The organism is Rhizobium sp. Leaf311 (assembly GCF_001423445.1).
In the GTDB taxonomy this organism is placed as follows: Bacteria; Pseudomonadota; Alphaproteobacteria; order Rhizobiales; family Rhizobiaceae; genus Agrobacterium.
On sequence record NZ_LMNZ01000024.1, the window covers coordinates 92809 to 106271 of the forward strand.

Annotated in this window: 16 protein-coding genes and 2 pseudogenes; 7 read left to right on the forward strand and 11 right to left on the reverse strand. The window is 54.9% G+C overall.

Annotated features, from left to right (window positions below):
* Positions 1-175: 175 nt before the first annotated feature.
* From ASF69_RS21770 to ASF69_RS21775, 3 genes are read right to left on the reverse strand one after another with little or no spacing between them, the layout of a single operon-like run.
* Positions 176-607 (reverse strand): VOC family protein, encoded by a 432-nt coding sequence (locus ASF69_RS21770; RefSeq protein WP_244475557.1) that lies wholly within the window; start codon positions 605-607, stop codon positions 176-178.
* 51 nt (positions 608-658) lie between these two features.
* Complete coding sequence (locus tag ASF69_RS22930) at positions 659-844, reverse strand: DUF2256 domain-containing protein (RefSeq protein WP_082469826.1); 186 nt, start codon at positions 842-844, stop codon at positions 659-661.
* Between the two features lie 52 nt (positions 845-896).
* A complete protein-coding gene (locus ASF69_RS21775) occupies positions 897-1271 on the reverse strand; it encodes a VOC family protein (protein WP_062590598.1) in 375 nt (124 codons plus the stop codon).
* A gap of 195 nt (positions 1272-1466) precedes the next feature.
* Between ASF69_RS21775 and ASF69_RS21780 the strand changes: the two genes are divergently transcribed.
* The 3 genes and pseudogenes from ASF69_RS21780 to ASF69_RS21790 form a co-directional block, all read left to right on the forward strand.
* Positions 1467-2915: a PAS domain-containing protein gene (locus ASF69_RS21780; RefSeq protein ID WP_082469827.1), complete on the forward strand. Its 1449-nt coding sequence runs from the start codon at positions 1467-1469 to the stop codon at positions 2913-2915.
* Between the two features lie 173 nt (positions 2916-3088).
* Positions 3089-3511 (forward strand): response regulator, encoded by a 423-nt coding sequence (locus ASF69_RS21785; protein WP_062590600.1) that lies wholly within the window; start codon positions 3089-3091, stop codon positions 3509-3511.
* A 108-nt stretch (positions 3512-3619) separates the two neighbouring features.
* Positions 3620-3775: pseudogene (locus ASF69_RS21790) on the forward strand (IS3 family transposase); the annotation flags it as partial.
* Positions 3776-4030: 255 nt separating this feature from the next.
* On the opposite strand, the gene ASF69_RS21795 reads toward ASF69_RS21790, so the two are convergent.
* Positions 4031-4849 (reverse strand): alpha/beta hydrolase, encoded by an 819-nt coding sequence (locus tag ASF69_RS21795; protein WP_062590602.1) that lies wholly within the window; start codon positions 4847-4849, stop codon positions 4031-4033.
* 916 nt (positions 4850-5765) lie between these two features.
* On the opposite strand from ASF69_RS21795, the gene ASF69_RS21805 reads away from it, so the two are divergent.
* Positions 5766-6164, forward strand: a complete 399-nt coding sequence (locus tag ASF69_RS21805) for a hypothetical protein (protein ID WP_062590849.1) — start codon at positions 5766-5768, stop codon at positions 6162-6164.
* A gap of 118 nt (positions 6165-6282) precedes the next feature.
* Here ASF69_RS21805 and ASF69_RS21810 read toward each other — a convergent pair whose 3' ends face one another.
* Positions 6283-7014 carry an SDR family oxidoreductase gene (locus ASF69_RS21810; protein WP_062590606.1) on the reverse strand — a complete coding sequence of 244 codons (732 nt, stop codon included), beginning with the start codon at positions 7012-7014 and terminating at the stop codon, positions 6283-6285.
* 81 nt (positions 7015-7095) lie between these two features.
* Here ASF69_RS21810 and ASF69_RS21815 point away from each other — a divergent pair, with 81 nt between their 5' ends.
* The gene (locus tag ASF69_RS21815) at positions 7096-7485 is read left to right on the forward strand and encodes a helix-turn-helix domain-containing protein (RefSeq protein ID WP_062590608.1); all 390 of its coding nucleotides are present in this window, start codon (positions 7096-7098) and stop codon (positions 7483-7485) included.
* A 296-nt stretch (positions 7486-7781) separates the two neighbouring features.
* Here ASF69_RS21815 and ASF69_RS22935 read toward each other — a convergent pair.
* From ASF69_RS22935 to ASF69_RS21830, 4 genes and pseudogenes are all read right to left on the reverse strand, one after another.
* A pseudogene (locus ASF69_RS22935) lies at positions 7782-7987 on the reverse strand (cupin domain-containing protein); the annotation flags it as partial.
* Positions 7988-8205: 218 nt separating this feature from the next.
* A complete protein-coding gene (locus tag ASF69_RS21820) occupies positions 8206-8901 on the reverse strand; it encodes an autoinducer binding domain-containing protein (protein WP_062590610.1) in 696 nt (231 codons plus the stop codon).
* 61 nt (positions 8902-8962) lie between these two features.
* Complete coding sequence (locus ASF69_RS21825; RefSeq protein ID WP_062590611.1) at positions 8963-10186, reverse strand: aminotransferase class I/II-fold pyridoxal phosphate-dependent enzyme; 1224 nt, start codon at positions 10184-10186, stop codon at positions 8963-8965.
* Positions 10187-10293: 107 nt separating this feature from the next.
* A complete protein-coding gene (locus tag ASF69_RS21830; protein WP_062590851.1) occupies positions 10294-11034 on the reverse strand; it encodes a response regulator transcription factor in 741 nt (246 codons plus the stop codon).
* 309 nt (positions 11035-11343) lie between these two features.
* Here ASF69_RS21830 and ASF69_RS23220 point away from each other — a divergent pair, with 309 nt between their 5' ends.
* A complete protein-coding gene (locus tag ASF69_RS23220; protein ID WP_156462153.1) occupies positions 11344-11562 on the forward strand; it encodes a hypothetical protein in 219 nt (72 codons plus the stop codon).
* A gap of 210 nt (positions 11563-11772) precedes the next feature.
* Here the strand turns inward: ASF69_RS23220 and ASF69_RS21835 are convergent, their stop codons facing one another.
* A complete protein-coding gene (locus tag ASF69_RS21835) occupies positions 11773-12396 on the reverse strand; it encodes a TetR/AcrR family transcriptional regulator (RefSeq protein ID WP_062590614.1) in 624 nt (207 codons plus the stop codon).
* A gap of 2 nt (positions 12397-12398) precedes the next feature.
* The gene (locus ASF69_RS21840) at positions 12399-12863 is read right to left on the reverse strand and encodes a DUF1348 family protein (protein WP_062590616.1); all 465 of its coding nucleotides are present in this window, start codon (positions 12861-12863) and stop codon (positions 12399-12401) included.
* 405 nt (positions 12864-13268) lie between these two features.
* On the opposite strand from ASF69_RS21840, the gene ASF69_RS23680 reads away from it, so the two are divergent.
* Positions 13269-13442, forward strand: a complete 174-nt coding sequence (locus ASF69_RS23680) for a hypothetical protein (RefSeq protein ID WP_244475558.1) — start codon at positions 13269-13271, stop codon at positions 13440-13442.
* The last annotated feature ends 21 nt before the right edge of the window (positions 13443-13463 follow it).

The window sequence follows — 13463 nt, forward strand, 5'->3', positions numbered from 1 at the left end:
TCCCCACGTTCAGCGGAACTTCCATTCGGGAATCTTTGGGTAAGATGTCCGCTCTTCGCGCAACCCGGCCATGGACTTCGCAGTTTCGAGACAACCTTTGGCGCTTGGCCCATGCACCAAGACCTACAAAGGTTCAGCTTCCTCGGACCTAAAGGCGTTGCACGACGCGGGAATGTTAAACAGACGGCTGCATCAGCTCTATGGTGATGCCATCCGGGCCAGAGATGTACGCGACCAATGTTCCGCGTCGGGGTCCGGCCGGTATCGGCTGCGGCGAACCCTTCACGGCCCACCCCGCCCTTTCGACCCGCGCGATCGCCCTGCGGATATCCGTAACCGTAAAGGCGATGTGCGCGGCGCCGATTGCACCCGCGCTCCGAGGTGTCTCCCCCAGCGTACTGCCTGTCGAATATTCGAGAAGCTCGATAGGGTAGCCATTTGGAGCTGTCACCAGCGCCATTCGGCAGCGCGGATCGTCAACCCCCGTGGCCTCCCGAAGGAACTCGCCACCCATCTCTCCTTGGCGAGCAAGATCGAAACCCATCGCCTCAGTCCAGAACTGGATCGCCTCCTCCAACGAGGCGACCGAGAATCCGGTGTGGTCCACAGCTATTACGCCTGCATCTTCGGCCATTTCTATTCCTCATATATCGAGCAGTTACGTCTGTGCCCGAGCTAACGACGGCTCAATAGCCTTACGATTGTCTTTCGTCTCTCGACATCGTTGGGAGCAGAACTTCACGTTGTCCCAGGTCTTCTCCCACTTCTTTCTCCATGAGAACGGCCTACTACAGACCGGACAGATCTTAGTGGGCAGGTCCGACTTCTCACGACGCTTCGGCATCCGTTACTCCAGACAGTTTTCATCGCGACAAGACCTCCCGTGCATGGCCAACTCAAGCCGACGGCAACGTCCGCGCGGTGAGCTTGTTTCCATCCGGATCACGAAGATAGGCGACAAATGAGCCATTAGGACGCTCTGACGGCGGTGTCTCGATCGACTTCCCTCCGTGGCTTGTCCCCGCGTCGTGCCATGCTTTCACATGGGCAGGGCTTGGAGCGACAAGACCGATCGTTCCACCGTTGGCGACCGTCGCTGGTTTCCCATCAATCGGCGTTGTTACCATAAGGCGGCTTCCGGCATGTATGTAGACAAGCCTCCCTCTGGCATCGATTTCACCTGGCCCGACGCCAAGGGCAGCGAAGGTGGCGTCGTAGAAAGCTTTCGATCGCTCCAGATCGTTGCTGCCAATCATTACGTGCGTAAACATCGTCCATGTCCTGTGCTTGTTGAGGGACGCAAGGCCCGAACTTAACAGCAAAGGAACGGCGCGTCTCGTAGTGGCAGGTCCGAAATCCTTGAAGTCTCAACACGAAATGATGACGGGTGTCGGCTGCCTGGCCTTATGGACTTGCTTCCGGGGTCGATTTAAAAGAGGAAAAAACCTGTGCTCGAAGGCGTCTGTATGGATATAAAGCAAGACCAAGTTTCCGCAGACGAACTCAAACGATCCCTGGCCGCCGCTGGTCCGTTCGTTGCCATGGTCAATACGACGCGGACGCCGATGGTCGTCACCAATCCAAGGCTTACGGACAACCCCATCGTATACGCCAACGCCGCATTCATCGCGATGAGCGGATACGCTGAAAACGAGATTGTTGGCCAGAATTGCCGCTTCCTGCAGGGTGAGGCGACAGACCCGGCATCCGTCGCGCGCCTGAGGACTGCCATCGCCGCAAACGAAGAAATCGAGGTCGATCTTCTCAACTATCGCAAAGACAGAAGCAGCTTCTGGAACAGGTTGCTTGTCTCCCCCGTATTCGAAGACGGAGCTGTCACCTTCTTCGTTGCGTCTCAGCAGGATGTGACACTCGAGCTTGAGGAACTGGCCGCGATTGAGCGGCGCAAAGCCGACCTCGAGAGAGAAGTCGCGGAGCGCACCGCCGAACTTGACGCTAGCGAACAAAGTCTGCGCTTGGCCCTCGAGGCCGGAAGACTTGGCATATGGACCATCGACTTTGTCACGGGAGAACTGACCGCCTCGGCAGAATGCAAATCCATATGTGGTCGAACACCCAACGAACCCCTTACGCTGGATGACCTGCGGGAAACGATCCATCCCGAGGATCGCCTTCTGCAGATCGAGGCGATCGATCAAGCCGTGAAAGACAGATCCCTCCTTGAAGCCGAGTATAGACTGGTCACGCCTGCCGGAGAGCTCAAATGGGTTCAGATCAGGGGCCAGGCGAGTTACGCACAAGACGGCACGCCGTTATCCATCACAGGCATCACACAGGATATCACCTCGAGACGGGAGGCGCAGGGTCACCGCGCCCTTCTGGCTCGGGAGCTCAGCCACCGTCTGAAGAACACGCTCGCGTCACTGCAGGCGATCGTATCGCAGACGATCAGGCGAGCCGGCTCCCTGGACGACGCCGGAGCGACCCTGGCGGCGAGAATACATGCGATGGCCACTGCCAACGATCTTCTCGTCAATGAGGATTTCGGCAGAGCATCGCTTCGGACGCTCGTCAGGCGCACGCTCGCCCCGTTCGGTGTTGAGGACCATTCGCGGTTTTCAATCGTTGGAGCAGAGGTCGAGTTGCCATCCAATCTCACGGCAGCCTATGCGCTCGTCATGCACGAACTGGCGACAAATGCCACCAAGTACGGCGCGCTGTCGAACGAGAGTGGTGTCGTCGAAATTGAATGGTCGATCGACACGAACGCCACAGGCCGTGAGCTAAAGCTGAGTTGGCGAGAACGTGGTGGGCCGCCCGTCGTTGCACCAGCTCGGACAAGCTTCGGGACACAGTTGATCCAACGGCTTCTGGCGAGCGAGGCAGGCGGTGTGGCGACCGTAGCATATGATCCTTCAGGGCTGTCGTTCATAGCGAGGGTACCACTGGACTGATCAAAACAAGTGATCCCTGTCAAAAGCACCGGGAAATCCGCTTCGTAACAAGAGACCGAATTCGACTGTCCCGCGCTCCACAGAATCGGTGTTCAATCAATCGGCTGACGAGAATGGATCGAACTTGATGACGTCGCGTTGTGTCTGCGAACAGGTCAAAAGGATCCCCTCGCATGTCCGACGAAAACACACCCTACGCTCTCGTAGTCGATGATGATGGCCTCATCAGAATGGACGCGGTGGATATCCTTGAGGAAGCTGGCTTCAGGGTGTTGGAAGCGGCGAACGCCGAGGAGGCATTGTTGGTTCTCCAGAAACGCGGCGAGGACATCCAGCTTCTGTTTACGGACGTGCAGATGCCGCCCGGCGAGCTAAACGGCTTCCACCTCGCTCGGCAATGCTACGCATCCTGGCCGCATATAGGGATCATCGTCGCCTCAGGTATGATCGAACCTAGCGAGGGAGAAATGCCTCAAGAGGCAAGATTCGTGAAGAAGCCATTCAGCGCGGATGTCGTTTACGATCATCTTCAGGAATTGCTACCAGACGGAAAGAAGCCCCAGCCTTTGAAGCAGCGGGCGACCTCAACCTGGTAACCCGGCGTAGCATTCTACTGTGTCCCGGATCAGCGCCCCTGAGACAGAACTGGCTTAATTGAGAAGAGAGGATTTTGGCTCATCGTAGCTCATTCACAGGAAGCGAAGATGAAACAAAAATCCGGGCCGCAGACATGGACGGCCGAGAAGACGATCAAGGACATCCGCCGCGCCGCGCTCAAGCATCATTCGGCCGAGGACAAAATCCGTATTGTGCTGGAGGGCCTTCGCGGCGAGGACAGAATTGCCGTGTTGCGACGTCGGTGTCCCATCGGAGCTGGCTTCGTCACGGGCTGACCAGAGCACCCGACTGGCGATGTAGCCCAGGGAGCGTTAGTGTTTTTTGGCTTCAGCCATCTATTTTGATATCTCGCTCCTACAGGAAGTCGGATCGCTAACGTGCGCATTTGCCTCAACGAGCCTTAACTTGCAAGCGAAACAGATTTTCCGCTTCATTCCGTTACGCTGAAGTATGCCCCCTAATCGGTGGACGCACTATATGTGCGCCCACCGATCAAATTAAGCGAGAAATTCGATCAGGTCTTGGTTTAAGCGATTTGGCACAGTGGCAAACAGCCCATGAGGCTCACCATCATACTCAATCAGCTTTGCTCCGGCGATACCCTTTGCTGCGGCACGACCTGTCGGGTCGATTGGCACCGTCTTGTCGCCCGTCCCGTGTATGACGAGCGTGGGAACTGTAAAAGCGGCGAAATCCGGTCGGAAATCCGTCTTGCCAAATGCGTCAACGCAGTCGATTGTGGCCTTCGGGCTTGCCATGACGCCAAGAACGAAGGACCAATTCAGTACGCCCTGGCTGACCGGGCTCGTAACGAAGCCGACCCCGTAGAACGTTTTGGCAAAGGTTTGCAAGAATTCGAAACGGTCCTTGCGAATATCCGATTTCATGCCCTCAAAGACGCTGACATCTACACCATCAGGATTGGTCTCATCCTTAAGCAAATAACCGGCGACTGAGGCGACGAGAACGGTTTTAGATACTTTTGACGCGCCATGGCGTGAAAGATAACGGGCAATCTCGCCACCACCCATGGAGAAACCGACCAAGGCGACGCCCTGAAGTTCAAGGCCATCGATTACGGCTGCAAGGTCATCGGCGAAGGTGTCGTAATCGTAGCCGCTCGCCGGGTGTCCTGACTGACCAAAACCGCGGCGGTCATAGGTAATAACGCGGAAGCCAGACTCCAACAGGGCAACGGTTTGATATTCGAACATGTCTCCAGTCAGCGGCCAGCCGTGGATCAAGAGAACAGGGCGGCCTTGCCCCATATCCTTGACATGCAGTTTTGTACCGTCTTTTGCTTCGATGAATGCCATCTGGTGACTCCCTTGATGATGCCACCGGTAAATCCTGCCAAGGCATATATGGTTCCTTGATAGAGGCAGGTGCTAAATGAGATTGGTGAGGCGGGTTCTGCACTTTGATACTGGATTGTACTGTAGCGCACAGAAGTCATCGTAGGTATCGCCACCCAAAAAAACGAACAGAGCGAGGCAGAACGCTCTAATCATCGCTGTCTTTGGATGGCCCGTCGCCCGTAACGGATATCTTGAGTTCGCTTCTCGTAATGCTCTAGCGGAGAACGGAGTAAAGTGTTTTTGAAGTCGTTTTCCGAACTCGGGCGATATACGATGCATGATCTCAATTGTGGGAGCCATCCGATTCCACCGCGAGTACCCGTCATCAACCAATCCGTACGGTAAAGGCGGGCATCTTCCGGCTTGGTTCTCAAACTCAGTTCAAGCTTGCTAGCCTGCTCCCGCGCCATTTGCACAAGATACCACCTTGCCGCTTCCATCATGCTCAGTCGTGGTAACCGCTGAACTTCCTGACCTCTCTCCGTTATGACTATGTCGAACTTCCCTTTCACCACTTCGACATGCGGGTAGCCAAAATCTCGACTGGAACGTTCTACGCTAACACTGTCACTCAGTTTTGTTCGAGCCCAAAACGAGTCGATGACGGCCTGAAGCTCGTCGATCAAGTCAGTTCCCATTAGCAAGTCTCACGTTCTGCGGAAATCAACCAGAAAACTCGTGAAGAAAGCGACATGGTAGCGTCGCTCTAACTCGAAATCAGGCCCATCGCGTCGTCCACTACGTAGCAAAAGCCCATTGAAGCTTGCTACTTGATCTCTTACACCGCTCTTGCACAAGCCTGATGGTTGCGAAGCCGGTCCCTTAACCCAGGGCGCAGGCACCGGTATGCACGGACGCTGACAAAGGAATGCAGATGTCGATCACTGTACAGAAAACGATACCCGCTGCGCGTATGCAGCAGTTCCAGCAGATGGTTGACCTTTGGCTCGACGAGGGTCCGATCCGGCTCGCGACGAATGCCACGATAACTGCAATGGAAAATGCCGGAATTGCGAAAGCGGAACAGGCAGCGATCATCGAAGACCGGAATATCATCATGAAACACAACATGCGTCTGGGTGTGATCAGTGAAGTGTTCGCACCGGCTGTCGAGAAAGCGGTGAATGCATCTCGGACAGGAAGTGAAGCTCAAGATGAAATCGCTCGCTTAATTGTGACGGCGGTGGGTATCCGCCAAGATGATGACAGTGAGGTGATCACATTCACCTTCACTACTCAAACAGAGGCAGATGCATTCGATAAAGCCGTCTGAAAGCATAGTGCCGATGAGCTTCCAATCATGGCACAAGTGAGCCCGGTCGAAACATGAGTCGAGCAGATCGTGCGGCACCCGACCAATTCAAGATCGGGTGCCGCGTGTCGGTGGCGGCTTAGACCTGCAGCAGGCCCCCGTCCACGCAAAGTTCAGCGCCCGCAATGTAGCTCGCGTCATCGCTCAGCAAGAACAAGGCGGCTGCAGCGACCTCTGAGGGTCGTGCCATACGGCCCATCGGAATCGGAGCGACAATCGCCGCGCGTGTGTCTTCTGCGACAGAAGCCATCATGTCCGTATCTGTCGGGCCGGGTGCAACTACGTTGACGCGAATACCTTTGGGAGCGAGTTCTGCTGTCCAGGTTCTGGCATAGGAGCGAACCGCTGCTTTGGTCGCGCAGTAGGTACCATAACCCGCGTATCCCGCGCTTCCGGCAATGGAGCCAACGAGCACGACCGAGCCGCCTTCTGTCATGGCGCGGAGAGCCGCCTGGAAGCCGAACACCATACCTCGGACATTGACGTCAAAGTGGCGGTCGAAGTGCTCAGGCGTTATTTTGGCGATCTCTGAAGGCTCCGAGAGGCCTGCATTCAAAACAAGCGCATCGACACGACCGTATGCTTTGCGGACGGTTTCGACAGCAGCGACCATGTCTTCTGGAGAGCCGGCGTCTGCGGCAATACCGACAACGCCATTGCCGATCCCTTGGGCAGCTGTTTCAGCATCTTCACCTCTGCGACTGGTGATGAAGACATTCGCGCCTTCTGCAAAAAGTCGCTCTGCAATCGCCAGACCAATACCCTTCGCGCCGCCAACGACCAGTGCCACTTTATTGTTCATTCGAGCCATCGTAAATCCTTTCACTACATGGTCATCAAATGATATACGGTAGATATCTGATATCAATTACGCACTTGGAATAGCCTAGATATGGACGACTATACCGACCTCGAACACCTCTCCCAGCGAGCACTCTGCGACATGCCGCTGGTTCGGCCAGTGCTAGATAAAATTGCTGACAAATGGACGATCATGATCCTCACAGTGATCTGTCCCAAACCTTCACGCTTCAATGAAATCAAGCGTCGTCTTGACGGGATCACACACAAGGCGCTGGCCGACGCTTTGAAACGACTTGAGCGAAACGGTCTGGTGACCAGAACCGTACTTCCAACGCAGCCAATTGGCGTTGAATATGCAATCACGCCCTTGGGGCACTCACTGCGGGAGCCATTCGAAGCGTTGTGCTCGTGGGCAGCAGCCAATGGGGACAAGGTCGAGGCTGCAACTTTGCACTATGACAATATGAGAGATCGTTGATGATTGCTTCGGTGTCAGCACATTTAGGGCAGAAGCGACTTTACAATTATCACTTGGTCTTAGCGATATCATTCGCGTAAGACATGCGCCTGATTTCCTCTTTTTGGAGTCCTGCGCGATCTTTGCACGACCAACAGCGTTGTCTGAAGCCGCAGAACGGATATTCCCTGACCACCGTTGATAAGCACATCACGATAGGCTTGAGAGTCCCGCGACCAATGGTGCTGAGCTAACATCTATTTGCCGAGATATTGATCGTTCGTAACCTTGTCCATCCAGTCTACCGCCCGGCCGTCCTAGAATTTGTCGATGGCTATGTGGGACATGGCAGTCGTGGCCGTTGCGCCGTGCCAATGCTTCTCGCCGTGTGGAAACCAAACAACATCGCCCGGATGAAATCCTTCTATCGCCCACCTTCGCGCTGGACCAATCCAAGCACCGAGGTAACCGGCAAGGTTTGTCCAAGGGGATGAGTGTGCCATGCGGTACGCGCACCTGATTCTTGCCCGCATCGCGGACACCCCGTTAACCAAGCTGGAGCAACTGCTTCCTTGGAATGGGATACCGCCGACCATCAACGCTCAAGCGGCCTGACCTGCGGCCGTCACCGGAAGCTTACTACCGTTAAGGTGCCCGATGCGGTTCCACGATTTCGATCGAGCGCAACCACAGCGCTCTTCGCAACGCTCCCGCAATGGCCATAAACCTGGTTACGATCACTCATATCAATTTCAGCTCCTTTGCCGCCGCCGTCGCTTGAGGGAGTGATACTACTCCTAGTGCTTCCTTCGCGTTTTGGATGACGAACCTAACACCTCCATAAGATAGCCCTTCCAGATCAGCTACGACCGAAATACTTTTTCCTTCAGCGATCCAACGAAGGCATCTGGCCTCTCTCGCATTCAGTCTCGCAGCCGTTGTTCGTGTCCGCACGTGCTCCAGGCGGGCATGAAGCTGCGCTACTGCTGTGGCCGCTAGCACTGGATCTGTATCGGAGACGTCTCGTCGCACTTCGGATGGAGAATACAGCGAGAAAATCACTTGATGGCCAAAGCCGGTAGCGATTGGTACGGTCACTCCGCTCCGGATACCTAACTTTTTCGACACGCTGCGCATTGACTTGACCGGCTCAGTGGAATGTTTCAGTTGGTTCTCTTGTGACCAGGAATAGATCACGCGTCGCCGCCGTGCGTTTATGACTTCCGGGTCCTGGAGTATGCGTCGATTACTCAGAAACGTTTCTTGCCAATCAGGAGGCAAATTCGTCTTGTAGTCGATGGTTTCGCCCTTGAGCCTGAGATAACAGAAGTACGAGAAGCCCCCTTCCGTGGTAAGTTGCACAATCCTTTCGCATATCTGATCTGCGGCGCCTGGCAGCGCTGTCACGTCGAGCAGCTTGGTGAACCACGCATTCATGCTGTGGCTCTCCCGGGACGATTGAGTGATGTTTTCATGACGAGTGCCTTAAAGGGTAACATCAGGACTTAGAGATAGCTTCGCAGAGCCGTCGAACGTCCGCTCCGTCGTGGGACGCGGTAAGGCAAACCCGAACGCCTGCCCGTCCCTTAGCAACTGTCGGAAAGAATATTGCCGAGGTGTAGAACCCATCATCCAGCATCTGCCGTACGACGGACACGGCTCGATCTTCCGACCCCAGATGGATCGTTCGAATAGGGAGCAATGCGCCGCTTTGCTGCGTCTGGATTAGATCGTCGAATATTGCGAGATTGGCTTGCAGGACAGCTTGTCGATGGGCCAACACATCCGTGTGGTGAAGCTGAGCCGAGGCATTCGCAGCGCCAATCGCTGCGACATTGAGCGAGGCGGAAAAAGCATGTGCTACCGAGTATCGCCGGAACAGCTCTTCCTGCCGAGCTGTCGAGAGCATTAGAAGCCCTCCCGAAGCGCCAAAACCTTTGCCCAGAGACGCCGCTATGATTGTCCGTTCGTGCAGTCGTCCTGCCAACTGCGAGCGCGCAAACCCCTCACCCGTCTTGCCCCAAATTGAAACTCCATGGGCATCGTCGATATAGAGGAAAAGGCCATATCGCTCTTGGAGTGTCCTCAGCTCAGCAATCGGAGCGCTACCGCCCATCGAGTAAACGCCGTCGCAGATGTAAGCCACCGCCTCGTTTGCACGACATAAGTCTTCAAGCGCGTTCATATCATTGTGAGGGATTGTTTCCACGCGTGTTTCGAGCGCTAGAGTACCTTTGTGAAAGGCGAGCGTTGCGTGAGCGTGACGGTCGAACACCATGAGCGGTTTCCTCCCCGACGTGAGGTGTCCCGACGCAATGATTGGTAAAGCTCCCATGTTGGCCGCAAGCACAGTGGTGTACGTGACAACGCGCGCTTGAAAAAGACTGGAGAGTCGTTCTTCCAGATCAGCAAGCATAGCAAAATTAAGCCGGGTTCGAGCGCAAGACCAGTGGAGAGTGCCGTACTTCTTCAGGGCGTCGATAGCACCTTCGATAATGGCTGGATGATTGTCCAGGCCAAGATATGAGCATCTTACAAAATCGATCACCCTGCGCACCGACTGGCCATCGTAAATTATGTCCACAGCGCGACCTTCACCGGGGGTGGCATAGAGTGCCATCAGGCCCTGATTGTGAGCTGCTGAGAAATAGCTTTGCGCATGATTGATGAGATCTCGGGTATTGCGTTTGGGGTGATCGGACTTCTTTAGATCGGTCATCATCGGTTGGCTCCTCCGCAAATTTAACATGCTGAGGAGCTTCGACTAAAATCGACGTCGTTCAACGAACGGCATCGGAATTTTAAATGAAACCTTTGCGACGCCAGATTTTATATTTCGGTCGATGGCAGACCCCCTTCGTGCATATCGAGCTCGATAGCGTAGCCGCTGGTTCTGGCTGTCCGGATGACATTTCTACCAATGGCAGTGTGAAGTTGTCTTCTAAGTCGACCGACATGTACATCTACCGTCCGTAACTGCACGTAGACTTCGGGTGGCCAAGCGTTTTCGATCAGATCTTTTCTGCTGAACACTCTGCCTGGGTCGGTCAGCAGGTGCGACAGGATTTTAAATTCGGTTGGACCGAGATGCAGTGACTTACCGTAAACAATTGCCTGTTTTCGGCTGTGGTCAACCTCGATTGGCCCCAGGTGAGATGCTTCACTCATTGCCGATCGATCGCCTTGGTTTCCAAGGGGGTGATTTAGGCTTTTCAGGAAAGCTACGAGATGTGGCGGCCAAAAGGGCCGGATAAGGCACTGATCCGCACCCTCCCTCATCAGCGACATATAGAGTTCAGTGTTTCCATTGGGGATTGCAGCAAGAAGCGGCAGAGTTCTGCTGGCATCCCTGGACTTGACCAACCGACAAATGCTGACTGCATCGTCCACCTCCGCGTCCAAGACGATGCCTGCAACGCAGCAGACCGACAATTTTTCTTCCAGATCTTTTCGATTGCACAGAAGAGCGCTGAAGCCCGCGCCGTTGAGAATATGTTTCAGGATGGCGAAATAGTCCGGATTGTTTGTGTAGACGGCTATCCTCAACCACTCAGTCGTGTTCTCGGCCATGATCTCCTCGCAAGCATTACCCATGCGCATCATTTTTTGATGTCACAAAATATTCGAGAATATCGCTTATTCCATTTACAGAACGATTTTAACTACCAGAAATCATCTGAAAATTTAACTTTGGTTGAAATTCCCACAAATTTGTGACATCAAAATCTGCGTCAGCTTACGCGGTGTGTCACTTATCAAATGTTTGAAGTCACGGTGCGGGGAGCCAAGGGGCGAAAATACAGCAATTGCCTGTATCTCATTTATGAGCCAAAACGCCCGGCTCCATCCTAAATCCTGCGTCTGGGCGTAGGAGGCACAATGACATATTCGAGCTACACGGTGAGACATTCACGCGGTCCCCGCTATCGAGTGAACGATGCGCGTCTCAACTCAGCGGCTGACTTCGTTCGGTGCGTGTTCGGCGAGCAGGCAGCCACAGCTGTTGCGTTTTGCGCCCTGGATGCACGCCTTGAAGGTGACGCAGAAGAATTCAGTTTCTGGACCGCCGTATTCAAGAAGCTCACGACGATCAACTAGGCTTAGGTGGCAAATTCCTGAGTTCTTGATCAAGGCTATATGATGATGCGACACTTCGCTGCTGTTCGCTAGGCTCTATTGACAAAGTTTTGTCCCATCTCCCTGCGGACGCTTTGTCGAAACTCCTGCCGCTGGCCTTTGACCGCTCGTGGAGTGGCAGGATTGCCCGAAATCCTGCCGCTCCGCGTTGTGTTGTTATCTCCGCCAATCTTAGACAAGCCGACCTTCATTTTGCGGTGAAACGTCGGTTGTGCCTTCGTTGTCAGAGGCATCGCTTTCGATCACCAACCGTCTCCGGAAACGGTCGATAGCCCGTTGAAAAACGGCCGGATCGTCCATTGCCCGAGAAAGTACGATTGCTCCCTGTATGGCAAGAACTGCCTCTTCCGCGAGGAGGCGCGATTGATCGGCTTCACGGCCCTGCCGAATAAGCGCTGACTGCAATGCGTCCACCCAAGCTACGAAATAACCTCGGATGGCTTGCGCGAAGAGGTCACGCGTATTGGCCACTGCCAAGGCGCCGACGAGGCAAACGCGCCTGCCGGACTTGAAATATTGGTCCGTCGAGGCGAGCATCGCACAGATGGCGCCATTAACATCGCTCTCGTTACGCAACGGAGAATATACGGCATCCTCGAACCATTGGCCAATTTCGCCGAGAACGGCCCGCACCATCTCTTCTTTTCCGTTCGGAAAGAAGTGGTAGAGGCTGCCCTTGCCGAGACCAGTAGCCTTGCCGATCAAGGCAAGGCTTGCGCCTTCGTAGCCATGTTCGCGGAAAACTTCGGCCAACGGGGCTATGACGTCGGCTCTTTCAGCGACAATGCGGGCCATGATTAGAGGCCCAGATCGCTGAGGCTGGCGTGATCATCCGGCCGACGGCCAAGAGGCCAGTGGAACAGACGATCGCTTTCAGCAATAGGCATTTCATTGATGCTCGCGTGTCTATGCGCCATGAGACCGTCCTCTGCGAATTCCCAGTTCTCGTTACCATATGCGCGGTACCAGCGGCCGCCATCGTCGCGATATTCATACGCGTAGCGTACCGCGATGCGGTTATCGGTGAAAGCCCAAAGCTCCTTTATGAGGCGGTATTCGTGCTCCTTGTTCCACTTACGTATCAGAAATGCCTGAGCTTCTTCGCGATTGCTGGCGAACTCGACGCGGTTCCGCCAGCGGGTGTCGAGCGTATACGCCAGAGCGACTTTGGCCGCGTCTCGAGTGTTCCAGCCGTCTTCGGCCAGCCGAACCTTTTCGATGGCAGTTTCGCGAGTGAAAGGGGGAAGTGGGGGACGTGACATCTTCAGTTCCTTGTCTAGTTGAGGCCTTTGTACCGATTGGTACCATGTTTACCGATCGGTACAATCACGCATGACCGTACCGTTGTCAAGCGGCACTTCCGTCTGGCTGTTTGAGATCGATTTGGAGCGGCACGTGGTAGACTCGTTGGCGGACGCTGCCCGACCAGGCCGGAGCGTTCTCACTCTAGTGCGATCGCGAGGGAGGCCGTACGCAACAGGGTATTTCTTGAAGACGGAGTAAATCCGGCCCAAGTCCTGTTACACAAGCTGATTCCCAAATAAGCGGAAGCGTGATTCAAGGGCTTTGCCGGCGGAGCGTGGTAGAAAGTCCCGGCTCGCGCATGACAATCGACGATATCTGAACGGCATACTACATGTTCTGCGGGTCGGCGGCCCTGGCGCGACATGCATGAGCGCTACGGAAAGTGGAATTCCGTCTATGTGCGCTTCCGCCGCTGGTCGGAACAAGGGGTGTGGGATGCACTGCTTGAAACGCTGGTCGATGACCGGCAGCACATGATCGACAGCACCTTAGTTCGCGGCCACTCTCAGGCTGCGGGCGCTGAAGGGGACTTTTAAGGAAGCTTTTGGTCGATCACG